Genomic DNA, 18,591 nt, shown 5'->3' with positions numbered 1-18,591 from the left:
AGCCGGGTTCTTTGATAGCTATCTATACCTAGGCAGACGCCGCACGCTGTTCGGCTTCATAGTGGCGGGTCTGAAAAGGCATCAAGGTCTGAACCTTCAAACCCAGACCCTCACTTAATCCCCAGGACATTGCCAGTTCGTCACGACGACTGCGCAACGCAACAGCGCCTTGGGATTTCACGTATTGCCTTGAGGCTGAGAACAGTTCAAGCGCCTTCAACGCTTCCTTTACCCGACTATCGGTCGCACACGAAAAGCGTGTGAAGCGCTCCAGCAAATAGCCTGCGCGACGAAGCTCTACCTCACTGGAGTGCTCCTGCATGAACGCCCTCACCTCGCCCACAAGATTCGTATCCGAATACCACACAGCTTTCGCTGCACTGACCAAGGCAGCATCATCAGCCTGATTCAAGGGGCTTTTGACCAGTGTGTCCAAGGCGGACGAGAGGACCGGACCGTTAAAGGGCTTCGCCATCTGCAGTCTCCAGATAATCGTGCAAGATATTGGTCAGTATGGATCTGGGTGGCTCTTTGTTGCCAACATACATATCAATCGCCTGCAATGCCAGCTGACGGAGCTCAGCGGTCACTATGAAGCCAGCCCTGAGCAACACCATGATGTCATCTACATCCTGATCAGTGGCTCTGCCCAATTTGGAGATTGCAATGTCGATAGGCGCAGCTACATGAAGATGCAGCGCAGACTCAAGAGGAAACTCTTCCAGGGGAAGACTTCGCTCCCAGTAGTCTTCGTGGAGCGGACCAAAGCTAGTGTTGTATTGGAGGTCATAGTTCAACTCCATGACACGGCCAGACTGCTCATCGAAAAACTGTTCTGGAAACTCTGCAAGCAATGTTCGTAGGCGCAGCGTGTCTTGAGTATTTGCGCAATAAATCTCCGCATCCACGTCCGTGGACACACGGTGGTGGGTATATAAATGAACAGCACAACCACCGAATACAATGACCTGGACCGCGCCCGGACTGGCACCTTCGAGCGTCAATTCCATTTCAATGGCTCTGAACATTGAAATCAGAGCTTGCCCTAGCGCAGAGCTGGTATTGAGGCGAGGAACAACGAAATCTGGAATTTGCATATTGAATTTCAAACCGTACGCAAGATCATTGCTGGACGGGTCTTGAATTCAAGCCCCGATCACTGAGTTATCAGCGACCGATTGAGGCTAGGGAGACAGGTTCCGAGGGACAACCTGAAAGGCTTGTCGGAAAGTTCTGAGGCGCTTGCACCGACGCCATCGCAGGCAAGCCAGCTCCTACATGGGATTGATGTACGGTCTGACAACGGGGTCAAATGTGGGAGCTGGCTTGCCTGCGATTGGCACTTACAGCCAACAAAAAACCCGCTGACCAAACTGGCCCAGCGGGTTTCTTGTTTATGCAGCCAGCCGATCAAAAATCCGCCAACTGCCACACCTCATACGCTGGAGTCTCATACGGGTGGCTAAGTTTGAGAGCAGCCACAACAGCCACAATCAACTCATCCGCCACCACCAGCTCAACCTTCCACTCTTCAACCACTTCAACCTGGCCGACCTGCCCGATAAACGGCTGGCTGCCGTCCAACGCGCGGAATTGGCCCTGGCCCAGCACTTGCCAGGCGCAGCTGTCGTAGTCGCCGATGCGCCCGCCGCCGGCTGCGAAGACGGCGGTTTTCACTGTCTCCACATGGCTGTCGGGCACGAAGAAGGCGAGCTTGTACACGGCCTTAGTTCACCCACACACGGGCGTTGCGGAACATGCGCATCCAGGCGCCGTCTTCGTTCCACTCTTCCGGACGCCACGAGTTCTGCACGGCGCGGAATACGCGCTCCGGGTGCGGCATCATGATGGTCACGCGGCCGTCGCGGCTGGTAAGGCCGGTAATCCCGCGCGGCGAGCCGTTCGGGTTGGCCGGGTAGCTTTCGGTGACCTTGCCGTGGTTATCGACAAAGCGCAGGGCAATGGTGCCGGACAGGTCGGCTTCAAGCAGCGCTTCTTCGCTGCTGAATTCGGCATGGCCTTCACCGTGGGCGATGGCGATTGGCATACGCGAACCGGCCATGCCTTGCAGGAAGATCGAGTTGGACTCCTGCACCTGCACCATGGCAACACGGGCTTCGAACTGCTCGGAACGGTTGCGCACAAAGTGCGGCCAGAACTCGCTGCCCGGGATCAGTTCGCTGAGGTTGGACATCATCTGGCAACCGTTGCACACCCCCAGGGTGAAGCTGTCGTTGCGCTCGAAGAAGCCCTGGAACGCATCGCGGGCACGGCTGTTGAACAGGGCCGACTTGGCCCAGCCTTCACCGGCACCCAGCACGTCGCCGTAGGAGAAACCACCGCAGGCCACCAGGCCCTTGAACTCGTTGAGGTCAACGCGACCGGCGAGGATGTCGCTCATGTGCACGTCGATCGCATTGAAGCCGGCGCGGTCGAACGCGGCCGCCATTTCCACCTGACCGTTGACGCCCTGCTCACGCAGTACGGCAACCTGTGGGCGGATGCCCTTCTTGATGTAAGGCGCGGCGATGTCCTGGTTGACGTCGAAGCTGAGCATGGTGCTCAGGCCCGGGTTGTCTTCTTCCAGGATCACGTCGAATTCCTGCTCGGCGCAGTCGGCGTTATCACGCAGGCGCTGGATCTGGTAGCTGGTCTCGGCCCACTGGCGTTGCAGCAGACGGCGCTGACCGGTAAAGACCGTGTCGCCATTGAACGAGATATTGACTTCGCCGTTGTTGATCGGCTGGCCAATCACCGCCACGCACTCGGCCAGGCCAGCGGCGCTGAACTGCGCGAGCACGTCTGGGGTAGCGTCCTGGCGCACCTGGATCACCGCACCCAATTCTTCGTTAAACAGGATGCCGTTGATTTCGGCAGCATCCTCGGCAACGCTGTCGAGCACGATGTTCAGGCCGCAGTGACCGGCGAAGGCCATTTCGACAACGCTGGTCAGCAAACCACCGTCGGAACGGTCGTGGTAAGCCAGCAGGTGGCCATCGGCGTTCAGGCCCTGGATCACGGCGAAGAAGGCTTTGAGGTCTTCGGCGTCATCGACGTCAGGGGCCTGCTTGCCGAGCTTGCCATGGGTTTGCGCCAGGATCGAGGCGCCCATGCGGTTCTGGCCACGGCCCAGATCGATCAGGATCAGGTCGGTGGTGCCCTTGTCCATGCGCAGTTGCGGGGTCAGGGTCTGGCGGATGTCGGTGACTGGCGCAAAGCCGGTGACGATCAACGACAGCGGCGACGTGACGCTCTTGTCGGTGCCGTCTTCGTTCCAACGGGTGGCCATGGACATGGAGTCCTTGCCCACCGGAATGGTGATACCCAGCTCCGGGCACAGCTCCATACCGACGGCTTTGACCGTGTCGTACAGGCGTGCATCTTCACCCGGGTGACCGGCAGCGGACATCCAGTTGGCCGACAGTTTGATGTCGGACAGCTTGCCGATACGCGAGGCCGCAATGTTGGTGAGGGTTTCACCAATGGCCATGCGGCCCGACGCCGGAGCGTCCAGCAGGGCCAGCGGCGTACGCTCGCCCATGGCCATGGCTTCACCGGTGTACACGTCAAAGCTGGTGGCGGTGACAGCAACGTCAGCCACCGGCACTTGCCATGGGCCGACCATTTGGTCACGGGCAACAAGGCCTGTGATGGTGCGGTCGCCGATGGTGATCAAAAAGCTTTTGCTCGCCACGGCCGGGTGGTGCAGCACGCGCTCGATGCTGTTGGCCAGGTCCAGCGTGCTTGGGTCGAAGTCATCGCCCAGCTCGGCTTCACGGTTGGCCGAACGGTGCATGCGCGGGGCCTTGCCCAGCAGCACTTCCAACGGCATGTCCACGGGGCTGTTGCCGAAGTGGCTGTCGGTGACTGTCAGTTGCGGCTCGGCAGTGGCTTCGCCGACCACGGCAAACGGGCAACGCTCGCGTTCGCAGATGGCCTGGAAGCGCGCGAAGTCTTCAGGGCCAACGGCCAGTACGTAGCGTTCCTGGGATTCGTTACTCCAGATTTCGTGCGGGGCCATGCCCGGCTCGTCGTTTGGAATGTTGCGCAGCTCGAAACGGCCACCACGCTCGCCATCGTTGACCAGTTCCGGGAAGGCGTTGGACAAACCGCCGGCGCCGACGTCGTGGATGAAGCTGATCGGGTTCTTGTCACCCAACTGCCAGCAACGGTCGATGACTTCCTGGCAGCGGCGCTCCATCTCAGGGTTTTCGCGCTGTACAGAAGCAAAGTCCAGGTCGGCCGAGCTGGTGCCGGTGGCCATGGAAGAGGCCGCGCCGCCGCCCAGGCCGATCAGCATCGCCGGGCCGCCGAGCACGATCAGCTTGGAGCCAACCAGAATCTCGCCTTTCTTGACGTGTTCTTCACGGATGTTGCCCATGCCGCCAGCCAACATGATCGGCTTGTGGTAGCCGCGCACTTCATCGCCACGCGGGGTGGTGATGGACTGCTCGAAGGTCCGGAAGTAACCGGTGAGCGCCGGGCGCCCGAATTCGTTGTTGAACGCGGCGCCGCCCAGCGGGCCTTCGATCATGATGTCCAGCGCGGTGACGATGCGCTCAGGTTTGCCGTACGGCACTTCCCACGGCTGTTCAAAGCCTGGGATCTGCAGGTTGGACACGGTGAAACCGGTGAGGCCCGCCTTGGGCTTGGCACCACGGCCGGTGGCGCCTTCGTCACGGATTTCGCCGCCAGACCCGGTGGCTGCGCCCGGGAACGGGGCAATCGCGGTCGGGTGGTTGTGGGTTTCAACCTTCATCAGGATGTGCACCGGCTCCTGCACCGCGCCGTACTGGCGGGTTTCAGGGTCGGGGAAGAAACGGCCGGCGACGGAGCCGACGATCACCGAGGCGTTGTCCTTATAAGCCGACAGAACGCCTTCGCTGTGCATTACGTAGGTGTTCTTGATCATGCCGAACAGGCTTTTCTCTTGGCTTTGGCCGTCGATGTCCCAACTGGCGTTGAAGATCTTGTGACGGCAGTGCTCGGAGTTGGCCTGGGCGAACATCATCAGTTCGATGTCGTGGGGGTTGCGCTTCAAGCCGTTGAAGGCGTTGACCAGGTAGTCGATTTCGTCCTCGGCCAGGGCCAGGCCCAGCTCGGTGTTGGCCTTCTCGAGGGCGGCGCGGCCACCGCCCAGCACGTCAATCGCGGTGAGCGGCTTGGGTTCGGCATGGCTGAACAGGCCGGCAGCCTGTTCCAGCTGGCTGACGATGATCTGGGTCATGCGGTCGTGCAGGCTGCTAGCGATCAGCTCGGCCTCGGCGTCGCTGAACTGCCCGGCGACGTAGAAGGCAATCCCACGTTCCAGGCGCTGGATTTTATCCAGGCCGCAGTTGCGGGCGATGTCGCTGGCCTTGCTCGACCAGGGCGAGATGGTGCCGAACCGTGGCAGTACCAGGAACAAGCGGCCAGTCGGCTCTTGAACGGGAACGCTTGGGCCGTACTTCAGAAGGCGTGCCAGCACTTGCTGTTCGTCGGCGGTCAAGACGCCGGTAACGTCGGCGAAGTGAGCAAATTCAGCGTACAGGCCTGTAACAGCTGGAACCTTCTGGCTCAGTTGCTCAAGGAGTTTGCTGTGGCGAAAGGCAGAAAGGGCAGGAGCGCCGCGCAGGATCAACATCTTCGGGACAGCCTCGGGAAGGGGTGTGCTTTGAGGCCGTGCATTCTAGCGTAAACCTTCGCCAACGGCACCCGAAACGCTACCGATGGCCGCCGCCGAACGTCAGTTGGCACGCTTTGCCTGCGACCACAGCACTCTCCAGGGCACTGGGCGCAGTTATTTTAACCGTCACAAACGGTCGCCAAGCCCCGTTTCTGCGGGCTGCAGCACAGTTTTACGCTGGCTAGCAGACAAGTGCGCCGCTGTCGAGATATGGCGCCGTGAGCCGTTTGCGTATACTGCGCAGATGTTCTTCCCAACTGTTTCGCGCCTGCGATGCGTCAAATGGCTCATCGCCACCTTGCTCTTCCTGATGCTCAGTGCCTGTGTTGATAAACCCAGCACACTGGAGCGAATCAAGGAGGATGGCGTATTGCGGGTGGTCACTCGCAACAGTCCCGCTACGTATTTCCAGGATCGCAACGGTGAAACCGGCTTCGAATACGAACTGGTCAAGCGCTTTGCCGACGACCTGGGGGTGAAGCTGGAAATCGAGACAGCCGACAACCTCGACGACCTGTTCAGCCGGCTGGGCAAACCCAATGGCCCGGTACTCGCCGCCGCCGGCCTGGTGAGCAGCGACCAGCGCCAGCAGCAGGTGCGCTTCTCCCACCCGTACCTTGAAGTCACCCCGCAGATCATCTACCGCAACGGCCAATCGCGCCCCACCAACGCCGCCGACCTGGTGGGCAAGAAGATCATGGTGCTCAAGGGCAGCACCCACGCCGAGCAACTGGCGGCGCTGAAAAAACAGAACCCGGCGATTGAATACGAAGAATCCGACGCCGTTGAGGTGGTGGACTTGCTGCGCATGGTCGACGAAGGGCAAATCGACCTGACCCTGGTGGACTCCAACGAAGTGGCCATGAACCAGGTGTACTTCCCCAATGTGCGCGTGGCCTTCGACCTCGGTAATGCCAGCAACCAGAGCTGGGCGGTGGCGGCCGGTGAAGACAACAGCCTGCTCAACGAGATCAACAGTTACCTGGACAAGGTCGAGAAGAATGGCACCTTGCAACGCCTGAAGGACCGCTACTACGGGCACGTCGATGTACTCGGCTATGTCGGCGCCTACACCTTTGCCCAGCACCTGCAGCAACGCTTGCCTAAGTACGAGAAGCACTTTCGCGCCTATGCCAAGGCCGAGAAAGTCGATTGGCGGTTATTGGCAGCCATTGGTTATCAGGAATCGCTGTGGCAACCCACGGTCACGTCCAAGACCGGTGTGCGCGGCCTGATGATGCTGACCCAGAACACCGCGCAAGCCATGGGCGTGTCCAACCGCCTGGACCCCAAGCAGAGCATCATGGGCGGCGCCAAGTACCTGGCCCGGATCAAGGATGAGCTGGACGACAAGATCGCCGAGCCCGACCGCACCTGGTTCGCCCTCGCCGCCTATAACGTGGGCACCGGCCACCTGGACGACGCACGCATCCTGGCGAAGAAAGAAGGCCTGAACCCGAACAAGTGGCTGGACGTGAAGAAGATGCTGCCACGCCTGTCGCAGAAGCAGTGGTACAGCAAGACCCGCTACGGCTATGCCCGCGGCGGAGAGCCGGTGCATTTTGTGGCGAACATCCGGCGTTACTACGACATCCTCACCTGGGTGACCCAGCCGCAGCTGGAGGGTAACCAGGTGGTGGAAGGCAATCTGCATGTGCCGGGCGTGGACAAGACCAAGCCGCCACAAGACACCCCACAACTCTGATCACGGCAGCCTGAACACTGCAAATCCCTGTGGGAGCCGGGCTTGCCCGCGATAGCGGCCTGACAGTCAAGGTAGTCGGCGCCTGACACACCGCTATCGCGGGCAAGCCCGGCTCCCACATGTGATCATCGTCGCCTTATAGGCCGGTGAGCAGATGGACCACCCCACCCGTCAACACCATCACTGCCGGTATACCCGCTGCCTTCAACGCCGACTCATCCAAACGCCCCGCCTCCTTCAATTGCACGCGCACCCGCGTGAGTGCCACGCGCTGCTGTGACGTGACGTTCCCCTCCCCGCCCAATGCACTCACCACATAGGCCGACAACAGGCTCGGCGTCGTCGGTGCAACCGTCTCCGCTACCAAATCAGGCGTCAGGGCTTTCCAGAACGCCCGCTGCAATTTCTCGAACATGCTCAGTGCTCCACGACAGGTGAGGTTTCAACGGTGGCCGCGTGGTACAGGCGCAGGGCCTCGCGCACTTGGTCGGCTTCTTCCAGGCCCAGCACCTGGCGGGCAATGATCTGGCAGTCGTGCAGGTCCAGCTCGCGCACGGTGGCCTTGATGGTGGGGATCAGCGGCACGCTGACCGACAGCTCATCCACGCCCAGGCCGATCAACATCGGCACCGCCAGGGTTTCGGACGCCAGCGCACCACATACGCCTACCCACTGGCCGTGGGCATGGGCCGCCTTGACGGTGATGTCGATCAGGCGCAGGACGGCCGGGTGAAAACTGTCGGCCTGGCTGGCCAGGCGCGGATGGTCGCGGTCCATGGCCAGGGGGTATTGGGTGAGGTCGTTGGTGCCGATGGAGAAGAAATCCACATGGGGCGCAAACACATCCGCCATCAACGCCGCACTCGGCACTTCGATCATGATGCCCAGTTTGGGTAGTTCGCTCAGGCCAAGCGCCTGCGCTTCCTCTTCGAGCATTTTGCGCGCCAGATGCAGTTCCGACAGCAGGCTGACCATCGGCAACATGATATGCAGCCGCGCCAAGCCGACGCTGGCAAGAATCGCACGCAATTGTTCACGCAACAGTTCGGGGCGTTCCAGGCACAGGCGGATCCCGCGTAGGCCAAGGAATGGGTTGGTCTCGCTTTCCATCGGCACATAGGCCAAGGGTTTATCGCCGCCCACATCCAGAGTACGCACCACCAGATTGCGCTCAGTGCCGAGGGCGCGGGCGATGGCGCTGTAGGTGTCGGCCTGCTCCTCTGCGCTCGGCGCACGGTTGCGCTCCAGGTAGAGGAACTCCGAACGCAGCAGGCCCACGCCTTCACCGCCCAGAGTCAGTGACTGTTGCACTTCCTGCAATGAGGCGACGTTGGCTGTGACCTCGACGTGGTGACCATCGCGGGTGACCGCCGCCTGGGAGGCCTGTGCCACTTCACGCTGCAGCCGCAGCTTTTGCTGTTGTCGAACCGCCTGCAGTTGCTCGATTTCAGCCAGGTTCGGCTCCAGCTGCAGCTCGCCTTTGTCGGCATTGAGCAGTACCCGCTTGCCGTTGGCCAAGGCCAATACTTGGCTGGGTACACCGCAAAGGGACGGCAGGCCGAGGGCCCGGGCGAGGATGGCCACGTGGCTGGTCGCACCACCGGCGACCGTGACGAAACCCAGCACTTTGCTGGTATCCAGGCCGGCGGTTTGTGAGGGGGTCAGTTGTTCAGCGACCAGGATGGCGCACTCCGGCAGCTCCATGGATCGCTCAGGTACTCCCAAGATCAACTTGAGCACGCGCTGGCCGACGTCGGCCAAATCCGCCGCACGCTCAGCCAGCAACGTTTTACCCAAGCCTTCGAAGAGTCTGGCGGTCGCCACCGTGGCCGTGTTCCAGGCAAAGGCGGCGCTCTTGCCTTCGGCCAGCAGGCTATGGGCTTGCTCAAGCAGGGTCGGGTCTTCGAGCAATTCCTGATGGGCGCGGAAGATCTCGGCCTGGGCGCTGCCGGCTGCCTTGGCCTGCAACGCTTGCAACGCCTCGTTTGCCGCCCGCAGGCCACGGGCCAATGCGGTACGTTCGAAGGTTTCTCCCGCACCGGCTTCGGGAATTTCGAGCGTCGGTTCAGCCACTTGGACCACCTGGCCGAACGCCGAGCCCGGCGACGCACAAACGCCTCGCAACACGGACGCCGAAGACGCAGGCGTGGCGGGCTTGTTGATTGTCTCGACCGCTACCGGCAGCGTCTCGCCACAGCCGTCGAGCAACAACGCCACCAGCGCGTGGATCGCCGCCTCGGCATCTTCCCCCGCCGCGCTCACTTGCACGCTGTCGCCCTGGGAGGTTTGCAGCGCCATGATCGCCACAAGTGACTTGGCATTCGCGCTCAGGGTTTGCTTGTGCAGAAAAATGCTGGAACTGAACCCCTTCGCCGCCTGGGCAAACACCGCCGCAGGGCGGGCGTGCAAGCCGCTGGCATTGGGCAGTGTCACTGGCTTGGAAAACAGCGCATTACCCTCTTCCTCGTCCACCTCAGCGGGCATCGGCCCCGGTGAGACCTGCACCAGAGGCTGGCCGGACTCGACCAGCGCCTGACCGGCCACCAATGGCACAAACGGCTCGCCGCTCACAATGAGCATCAAGGTCAGCAGGCTGCGTGCATTGAGCGCCACATAGTCGGCATCGAACTCGATCAGCGGCTGCCCGGCCTCCACCCGCTGGCCCTCCTTGACCAACCGGGTGAAGCCCTGGCCCGCCAGGTTCACGGTGTCCAGGCCAATATGCAGCAGCACCTGCACACCGTTATCGGCGGTGACACTGACGGCGTGGCCGCTGTCCTGAATATTGCTGATCACCCCGGCCAACGGCGCGCAGAGGGTCTGCGAGGTGGGGTCGATGCACAGGCCATCGCCAATCACGCGGCCGGAAAATACCGGGTCGGGGACCTGATCCAGCGCCAGCAAAACCCCGGACAAGGGTGCCAGCAGTTCCAGGGGTTGAGATGTGGTCATGACTTCACCTGTTTGTGTTGTTCTTTAAAAATCATTGAGTCAATGCAAGGTTAGGGATGACGAAGATCAAAGGTGGGAGCGGGCTTGCTGTGGCGAGGGAGCTTGCTCCCGCTCGACTGCGCAGCAGTCGCAGGCGTTTGGGGGCGCTTCGCACCCCAGCGCAAGCAAGCTTGCTCGCCACAGTAAGCCCGCACACACGAGCCCGGATTACTTCCACCAATATTCGACCTGCACACCGACGTTCGACCCATGCCGCGCCGTGCCATAGGCGCCGGTGTCGGACAACGCCGAGCCCGCCGCCAGCTCATTGGCCGCACGCTTGGCCGCTTTGTTCCAGGACGCATAGGTGTAATACAACCGTACTTCCGGCCGCGCCCAGAACTCAGGGCCTTTGGGCGACCAGGTCGGGGCGAAGGTAAATTTGCTCAATTTGCGCGTACCGCCGGTGGCCTCGACCTGATCGTGCCCCAGCTCAGTGACCAGTTTGAATTGCTCGCTGAGCGCATACGCCGGGCGCACACCCAGGGACATCCAGTTCTGATCCTGACGCCCAGGGCGTACATCTTTCTGGTACACCGCCTCGACTTGCCCACCGAAACGCGGTGTCACCTGCCAATCAAAGAACTCCACGGCGCGGTAACTTTTGCTGCTTTTGTCCAACGTGGTATTGCCGGTGTAACCCAGGCCGGTGCCGGGGCCTTCGCCGTACTGCAGGGCAAACTTGTTCTTGCCACCCAGGAAGGCCGCCTGCACATGCTGCGCCGTCAGCGCCCAGCCACTGTTGGTGTCACGCCCACCGGCCTTGGCGATGTAGCTCAAGCCAAGTTCCAGTTCGCCACCGGGGTTGGTCTTGAAACCTGCGACGTTGAAGTCGTGACGGGTGGCGTATTCCTTCTGGTACAGGTTGTCCTTGCGCGACAGGGCGTAGCTGTATTTCAAACCGCCAATCAGCACGTCCTCGATACCACCACCGGTGGCGCTCTGGTTCCAGTAGTAGAAGTCGGAAATATGGATGTCGTTACGTTTGTAGTAACGCCGCCCGGCCCACAGCGAACCGCCATTGAGACTGGGCAGGTTGGACCATTGCGCATACATCTGTGGCATGCGCGCCGAGCCATTGTTTTCGCCCTGAAACTTCAGGGCGCGGTCGTACTTGTTGTAGAGGGAAGCCATGGCATCGACGCTGAGCACCGAACCGTCGTCGAAGGTCAGCAAATCCTGACGCAGTTCCAGCTCGGCGTACTGCTCGCATTCGTTACCCAGGCGGTATTTGGTTTGTGCACCCGGCAGTTGGAAACATTGCTGCTTGCCGCTGCCCGTTGACGTGCCCGCGCCGCTGCGCAAATACCCGGCGAACTCCAGGGCCTGGACGCCAAAAGGCACCGTGAGGCACGACGCTATAAGGCCCAGCTTTATTGTTGTTTTCATGAAGCGCTCCTTTTATTTTTATTGTTTTTTCTTACTGTCTTGCGTGACGCGATCACCTGTAGGAGCGAGCTTGCTCGCGAAGAACTTGCAGCTTCCACGCAACACCTGGAGGGGCGCGTTATCGTTGACGATCTTCGCGAGCAAGCTCGCTCCTACAGGGGCATTTCAACCCGTCAGGTGCAGCACGAAGGATTCATAGGGGCGTAGCACCACCGTGCTCGTGCGCAGCGGGCAATCGGGGTAGTTGCTGATCAACAGACGTTGCCCGCACATCGGGTTGATCACGTGGTCGGGCAGTTGGATTTCACACGGCGTGCCGTAGAAGTTGTTGAGCACCAGCAGGCGCTCGCCATGACCTTCGCGCAGGTACGCCCAGACCTGGCGATGGCCTTGCAGCAGTTGCCGGTAAACACCTTCCTGGATCAGCGGTTCGCGGCGTCGCAGGGCAATCAAGGCGCGGTAGTGATGCAGCACCGAGTCCGGGTCCTCCAACTGGCTTTCCACGTTGATCTGTGCGGCGTTAGCCGGGATGCCAATCCATGGCTCGCCACGGCTGAAACCGGCATTGGCCTGGTTGTTCCATTGCATCGGCGTACGGCCGTTGTCGCGGGACTTCTGCATGATCGCCGCCATGCTCGACGCCTCCGACTCTCCCGCATCGCGCTTGAGCCGGAAGATATTCAGCGTCTCCACGTCGCGGTATTGCGAGATTGTGTCGAAGCCCGGATTGGTCATGCCCAACTCTTCGCCCTGGTACACATATGGCGTGCCCTGGAGAAAGTGCAGCGCCGTGGCGAGCATCTTGGCCGAGACCACGCGGTGTTCACCCTCGTCACCAAAACGCGAGACCACCCGTGGCTGGTCGTGGTTACACCAGAACAGCGCGTTCCAACCGCCACCGGCCTGCATACCCATTTGCCAGTCAGAGAAAATCTGCTTGAGTTGCAGGAAATCGAAGTCGGCTTTCACCCACTTTTGCAGGTTGGGGTAATCGACTTTGAGGTGATGAAAGTTGAAGGTCATCGACAGTTCTTTCGACTCCGGCCGCGAATAGCGGATGCAGTGCTCCAGGCTGGTGGACGACATCTCGCCAACGTTGATCAGGTCATGGCCTTCGAAGACTTCGCGGTGCATTTGCTGAAGGTATTGGTGCACGTTCGGGCCGTCGGTGTAGAAGCGGCGGCCGTCGCTGTTGTCTTCGGGGAAGTCAGCGGGCTTGGAGATCAGGTTGATCACGTCCAGGCGGAAACCACCCACGCCTTTGTCGCGCCAGAAGCGCATCAACTTGAATACTTCGGCGCGCACCTTGGGGTTGTCCCAATTCAGGTCGGCCTGGGTGTGGTCGAACAGGTGCAGGTAGTACTGGCCGGTCTGCGCCTCATATTCCCAGGCCGAACCGCCGAACTTGGATTCCCAGTTATTCGGCTGGTCGCGCCAGATGTAGAAGTCGCGGTAGGGGTTATCGAGGCTGCTGCGCGCCTGCTGGAACCACTCGTGCTCGATGGAGGTGTGGTTGACCACGATATCGAGCATGAGCTTGATGCCGCGCTTGGCCGCTTCGCAGATCAGCAGGTCACAGTCGGCCATGGTGCCGTAGCTGGGGTCGATGGCGTAGTAGTCGCTGATGTCGTAGCCGTTGTCGCGCTGGGGCGAGCGCAGGAACGGCGTGACCCACAGACAATCCACGCCCAGCCACTTGAGGTAGTCGAGTTTGTCCACGATGCCCAACAGGTCACCGGTGGCGTTACCCGCGTGGCTGTGGAAGCTTTTGGGGTAGATCTGGTAGATCACCGAGTGTTGCCAGGTTTGCATGGTGGGTTCCTTCAGTAGAGTTGGGTGTTGGCCCTTCCGGCCTCATCGCAGGCAAGCCAGCTCCCACATTTGAATGTGTTCACACATCACTGTGGGAGCTGGCTTGCCTGCGATAGCGATCTTCAGGCGACCCGGTAACCAGGCCGAACGATCTTCATACTCAACATGCACGTCAGCGCAAACGGCACGACCATCGCCACGACCATGCCAATCACGAACATCGGAATGGCGCTCGGCACGATCGAGATAAACCCGGGCAGCCCACCGACGCCGATGGCCGAGGCCTGCACCTTGTTCAACGACAGGAAAATGCTGCCCAGCGCCGAGCCCAGCAGCGCGGCATAGAACGGGAATTTGAAACGCAGGTTCACACCGAACATCGCCGGCTCAGTGATGCCGAAGTAAGCGGAAATGGCCGAGGTCGAGGCCATGCTTTTGTCCCGCGCATTGCGGGTCATGTAGAACACCCCGAGGGCGGCGCTGCCCTGGGCCAGGTTGGACATGACGATCATCGGCCAGATAAAGGTGCCGCCCTGGGTGGAAATAAGCTGCAGGTCGACCGCCAGGAACATGTGGTGCATGCCGGTGATCACCAGCGGTGCATAGAGCAGGCCGAAAATCGCACCGCCAAGCATCGGCGCCAGATCAAACAGGGTGACCACGCCTTCGGTGATGAGGATGCCGAGGTGGCGGGTCACCGGGCCGATGATCGCCAGGGCCAGCACACCGGTGACGACGATGGTAGTGATCGGCACCACGAGCAGTTGGATCGCATTGGGCACCCGTGCCCGCAGCCACTTCTCGATGACGCTCATCACATAGGCCGCCAGCAGGATCGGCAGGATCTGCCCCTGGTAGCCGACCTTCTCAATCTGGAACCAGCCAAAAATATCGAAGTACGGCATGCTCTGGCCGTCGAGGCCGGCGACCGCCTTGCCGTAGTTCCAGGCATTGAGCAGGTCCGGGTGTACCAGCATCAGGCACAGCACGATGCCAAGGATTTCACTGCCGCCGAAACGCTTGGCCGCCGACCAGCCCACCAGTGCAGGCAGGAACACGAATGAGGTGTTGGCCATCAGGTTGATCAGGCTCCACAGGCCATCCAGGTTCGGATACGCCTCCAGCAGCGTCTTGCCCTCGATGAACATGCCCTGGGCACCCATCAGGTTGTTCACACCCATCAACAGGCCAGCAATGATCAGCGCGGGCAGGATCGGCATGAACACATCGGAGAACACCCGCACCAGACGCTGCATGGCGTTGGTCTTGTCGGCGCCCTTCTTCTTGACGTCGGCAATGGTGGCGGCGGCAAGGCCGGTCTGTTCGCGCAGGGCGGCGTAGACCCTTTCCACTTCGCCGGGGCCGATCACCACCTGGAACAGGCCGCCGGTAAAGAACGAGCCCTTGACCAGATCGACCTGGTTCAACGCACTGCTGTTGACCAGGTTCGGGTCTTTGAGCGCCAGGCGCAGGCGGGTTACGCAATGGGCGGCTTGCTCAAGATTGTCGCTGCCCCCGAGGTGCTCGAGAATCTCGCGGGCGATAGTCGAATAGTCGTGGCTCATGATCGTTTTCCACTGTGATTGTTTTTATGGGTGGCAGTCATTGGCAGCGCGCCGAGGGGAAAAGTACTCGTCTGTACGAGTTAAATCAACAACTCGTCTGTACGAGTTACACTTTTGTTTATTATTGCGAACTGCCTGTCAGATTTTCCCCCTGGCTGCACGGGTGCCCAATGGACAAACCCCACCTCTGCCACTAAGGTTCCTGCCTTGAATGCAAGCCAGGCACAGAGCCATCTCATGAGCAAATACAACCAGATCTATACGGATCTGCTTGCCAGCATCACCACAGAACGCCTGCAACGCGGTACGCGCCTTCCCTCCGAAACCGAACTGATGGACGCCTACCAGGCCAGCCGTGGCACCGTGCGGCGCGCCATCGAGCAGTTGCAGGAACGTGGCTTTGCGCAAAAGATCCACGGCAAGGGCACCTTTGTGTTGTCGCCCAACCCGATCGAGTTCCAACTGGGCGGCATCGTCAGCTTCCACGAGACCCACGCCGACCTGGGCGATGACGTACGCACCGAAGTGGTCGAGTTCACCCAGATCCCGTTGGAAGGGTCACTGCTGCAACACATCGAGGCCGAACCCGGCACGCTGATCACCCGCGTCAAACGGGTGCGGCGCATCGGCGGCAAACGGGTGATCCTCGACATCAACCACTTCGTCGCTGACCTGATCCCCGGCCTGGATCGAGAGATCGCCGAACAGTCGATCTACGCGTTTATCGAACAGACGTTGCAGCTGCAAATCAGCTATGCGCAGCGCACCATCGAAGCCCTGCCGCGCAGCAAAGACGACCAGGCACACCTGGACCTTGATGGGCAAAGCCATGTGATCGTGGTGAGTAACCAGACGTTTTTGCAGGACGGGAGGCAGTTCGAGTACACCGAGTCGCGGCATACGCTGGATAAGTTTTACTTTTCGGATATTGCGCGACGCTGAGCTGGACACAACGATGAATATTCCACACAAATGGCGTGAACAATTCCCCTGTGCGCTCATTGAACAACAAGCCATTGGCGAATCGCGCGCCGACGTCTTTCGTCTGCGCCAGGACGACGGTACAGATCTGTTCCTGAAGTCCGAGCCCCTCGAGGAACTGGGTGAGCTTGCAGACGAAATCGATCGACTGCGGTGGCTGCGGCAAATGAATCTGCCTGCGCCTGCTGTCGTGGATGAAATCACAGAAAGCCATCGCCATTGGTTGCTGATGACCACCCTACCGGGACGGGACTTGGCCAGCGCCCACGAGCTTTGCGCCGAGCAAATCATCAACATCCTGGCAACAGCGCTACGCACCCTGCACCAGCTACCCGTCACCCTCTGCCCCTTCGATCACGCCCTTGAGCGGCGCATCACACGTGCACAGGAGCACGTCAGCGCCGGCCTGGTGGACGAGACGGATTTCGACGACGAACGACTAGGCCAAAGCGCTGAGGATGTGTTTGCTGAACTGGTGGCGACTCAGCCAAGCACTCATGATCTGGTAGTGACCCACGGCGACGCCTGCCTGCCGAACTTCATGGCGGCAGACGGTCACTTCAGCGGTTTTATCGACTGTGGACGCCTGGGAGTCAGTGACCGTTATCAAGACCTTGCCCTGGCTGCGCGAAGTCTTGAACGCAGCCTGGGGCAGGCATGGGTGAAACCCTTTTTTGAGGTTTATGGTGTTGAGCCCGATGAGCAGCGTATGAAGTTCTATTGTCTGCTGGATGAGTTTTTCTGATTCAGCCTACAGCCTGAAATACAAAACCCCGGCACCAGGCCGGGGTTTTGTTATTCAGCGTTCACCTGCCAGTGCAGGCTCACTCCCACTCAATCGTCGCCGGCGGCTTGCTCGACACGTCATAAGTAACGCGCGAAATACCTTCGATCTCATTGATGATCCGCCCGCTGACGGTTTCCAGCAGTTCGTAAGGCAGGTGCGCCCAACGTGCGGTCATGAAGTCGATGGTCTCTACGGCACGCAGGGCCACGACCCACGCGTAACGGCGGCCATCGCCTACAACGCCAACCGATTTCACCGGCTGGAACACCACGAACGCCTGGCTGACTTTGTGGTACCAGTCGGCCTTGCGCAGTTCTTCAATAAAGATGTGGTCGGCGCGACGCAGCAGGTCGGCGTATTCCTTCTTCACTTCACCGAGGATCCGCACGCCCAGGCCCGGGCCTGGGAATGGGTGACGGTAGACCATGTCGTACGGCAGGCCCAGTTCCAGGCCCAGACGGCGGACTTCGTCCTTGAACAGCTCGCGCAGCGGTTCTACCAGCTTGAGGTTCATTTCCTCAGGCAAGCCACCCACGTTGTGGTGGGACTTGATCACGTGGGCCTTGCCGCTTTTCGCGCCGGCCGACTCGATCACGTCGGGGTAGATGGTGCCCTGGGCGAGGTATTTGATGTTGTCCAGTTTGTTGGACTGGGCATCGAAGACGTCGATGAAGGTGCGGCCGATGATCTTGCGCTTCTTCTCCGGGTCGGACTCGCCGGCCAGGTTGTTGAGAAACTGTTCCTCAGCATTGGCGCGGATCACCTTGACGCCCATGTTCTCGGCGAACATGGCCATCACTTGCTCGCCTTCGTGCAGGCGCAGCAGGCCGTTGTCGACGAATACGCAAGTCAGCTGGTCGCCGATAGCCTTGTGCAGCAAGGCAGCCACAACCGAGGAGTCAACGCCGCCGGACAGACCGAGCAGCACGTTGTCGGTGCCGACCTGGGCGCGCACCTGGGCGATGGCGTCTTCAGCGATTTTCGACGGGGTCCACAGGGCCTCACACTCGCAGATGTCGAGGATGAAACGCGACAGGATGCGCCCGCCTTGCTTGGTGTGGGTCACTTCCGGGTGGAACTGCACGCCGTAGTAGCGGCGTTCGTCGCTGAACATGCCGGCGATCGGGCAGCTTGGGGTGCTGGCCAGGATGTGGAAGTCTTCTGGCATCTTGGTGACCTTGTCACCGTGGCTCATCCAGACGTCGAGGCCGAACAGGCCGTCGGCATCGATGTGGTCTTCGATGCCGTCCAGCAGGCGGCTCTTGCCAACCACGTCGACACGGGCATAACCGAATTCACGCAGTTCGGAGCCTTCAACCTTGCCGCCCAGTTGCTCGGCCATGGTCTGCATGCCGTAGCAGATGCCGAACACCGGCACGCCCAGGTCGAATACCGCTTGTGGGCAACGCGGGCTGTTGGCTTCGTGCACGGACTCGGGGCCACCGGCGAGGATGACGCCTTTAGGGGCGAATTCGCGGATCGCTGCGTCGTCCATGTCGAACGGGTGCAGTTCGCAGTACACGCCGATTTCACGCACGCGGCGGGCGATCAGTTGGGTGTACTGGGAACCGAAATCGAGGATCAGGATGCGATGGGCGTGAATGTCGAGGGCCATGAAGTCAGTCTCGTCTAATGAATCAGAAACAACTCGGGGCTGAAAGAACAGCCCCGGTTACTTAACGTTTTGCTGGAAGGC

Annotated in this window: 13 protein-coding genes; 3 read left to right on the top strand and 10 right to left on the bottom strand. The window is 60.6% G+C overall.

The features are described from left to right. Positions 1-28: 28 nt before the first annotated feature. From CER19_RS03545 to purL, 4 genes are all read right to left on the bottom strand, one after another. On the bottom strand, positions 29-475 hold the full coding sequence (locus CER19_RS03545; protein ID WP_116665419.1) for a hypothetical protein: 447 nt from the start codon (positions 473-475) through the stop codon (positions 29-31). Then, positions 459-1,097 carry a DUF6036 family nucleotidyltransferase gene (locus CER19_RS03540; protein ID WP_116665418.1) on the bottom strand — a complete coding sequence of 213 codons (639 nt, stop codon included), beginning with the start codon at positions 1,095-1,097 and terminating at the stop codon, positions 459-461. Before CER19_RS03540 ends, CER19_RS03545 begins: the two co-directional genes overlap by 17 nt. A 313-nt stretch (positions 1,098-1,410) precedes the next feature. Continuing rightward, entirely contained in the window at positions 1,411-1,722 is a 312-nt protein-coding gene (locus tag CER19_RS03535; protein WP_003193986.1) for an NIF3 1, read from the bottom strand. A gap of 4 nt (positions 1,723-1,726) precedes the next feature. Continuing rightward, positions 1,727-5,623: a phosphoribosylformylglycinamidine synthase gene (purL, locus tag CER19_RS03530; RefSeq protein WP_116665417.1), complete on the bottom strand. Its 3,897-nt coding sequence runs from the start codon at positions 5,621-5,623 to the stop codon at positions 1,727-1,729. A gap of 286 nt (positions 5,624-5,909) precedes the next feature. On the opposite strand from purL, the gene mltF reads away from it, so the two are divergent. After that, positions 5,910-7,370 carry a membrane-bound lytic murein transglycosylase MltF gene (gene mltF, locus CER19_RS03525; protein ID WP_116665416.1) on the top strand — a complete coding sequence of 487 codons (1,461 nt, stop codon included), beginning with the start codon at positions 5,910-5,912 and terminating at the stop codon, positions 7,368-7,370. Positions 7,371-7,506: 136 nt separating this feature from the next. Here mltF and CER19_RS03520 read toward each other — a convergent pair whose 3' ends face one another. The 5 genes from CER19_RS03520 to treP all read right to left on the bottom strand — a co-directional run bounded on the left by CER19_RS03520 (position 7,507) and on the right by treP (position 15,127). Further along, positions 7,507-7,785, bottom strand: coding sequence for a PTS transporter subunit EIIB (locus tag CER19_RS03520; RefSeq protein ID WP_116665415.1), 279 nt, complete (start codon positions 7,783-7,785; stop codon positions 7,507-7,509). Positions 7,786-7,787: 2 nt separating this feature from the next. Beyond that, complete coding sequence (ptsP, locus tag CER19_RS03515) at positions 7,788-10,322, bottom strand: phosphoenolpyruvate--protein phosphotransferase (protein ID WP_116665414.1); 2,535 nt, start codon at positions 10,320-10,322, stop codon at positions 7,788-7,790. A 207-nt stretch (positions 10,323-10,529) separates the two neighbouring features. Further along, positions 10,530-11,750 (bottom strand): carbohydrate porin, encoded by a 1,221-nt coding sequence (locus CER19_RS03505; protein ID WP_116665412.1) that lies wholly within the window; start codon positions 11,748-11,750, stop codon positions 10,530-10,532. Between the two features lie 165 nt (positions 11,751-11,915). Continuing rightward, positions 11,916-13,562, bottom strand: coding sequence for an alpha,alpha-phosphotrehalase (gene treC, locus CER19_RS03495; RefSeq protein ID WP_116665410.1), 1,647 nt, complete (start codon positions 13,560-13,562; stop codon positions 11,916-11,918). Positions 13,563-13,684: 122 nt separating this feature from the next. Next, on the bottom strand, positions 13,685-15,127 hold the full coding sequence (gene treP, locus CER19_RS03490; RefSeq protein ID WP_116665409.1) for a PTS system trehalose-specific EIIBC component: 1,443 nt from the start codon (positions 15,125-15,127) through the stop codon (positions 13,685-13,687). A 237-nt stretch (positions 15,128-15,364) separates the two neighbouring features. Between treP and treR the strand changes: the two genes are divergently transcribed. Continuing rightward, positions 15,365-16,069 (top strand): trehalose operon repressor, encoded by a 705-nt coding sequence (gene treR / locus CER19_RS03485; protein ID WP_116665408.1) that lies wholly within the window; start codon positions 15,365-15,367, stop codon positions 16,067-16,069. Positions 16,070-16,082: 13 nt separating this feature from the next. Further along, positions 16,083-16,853, top strand: coding sequence for an APH(3')-II family aminoglycoside O-phosphotransferase (locus CER19_RS03480; RefSeq protein WP_116665407.1), 771 nt, complete (start codon positions 16,083-16,085; stop codon positions 16,851-16,853). A 79-nt stretch (positions 16,854-16,932) separates the two neighbouring features. On the opposite strand, the gene guaA is transcribed toward CER19_RS03480, so the two are convergent. After that, a complete protein-coding gene (guaA, locus tag CER19_RS03475; RefSeq protein ID WP_005791155.1) occupies positions 16,933-18,510 on the bottom strand; it encodes a glutamine-hydrolyzing GMP synthase in 1,578 nt (525 codons plus the stop codon). Between the last annotated feature and the right edge of the window lie 81 nt (positions 18,511-18,591).

This window comes from Pseudomonas sp. GL93, from assembly GCF_003408955.1.
In the GTDB taxonomy this organism is placed as follows: domain Bacteria; phylum Pseudomonadota; class Gammaproteobacteria; order Pseudomonadales; family Pseudomonadaceae; genus Aquipseudomonas; species Aquipseudomonas paracarnis.
The sequence above is the reverse complement of the archived record's forward strand: the minus strand, read 5'-3'. Positions and strand labels throughout refer to the sequence as shown.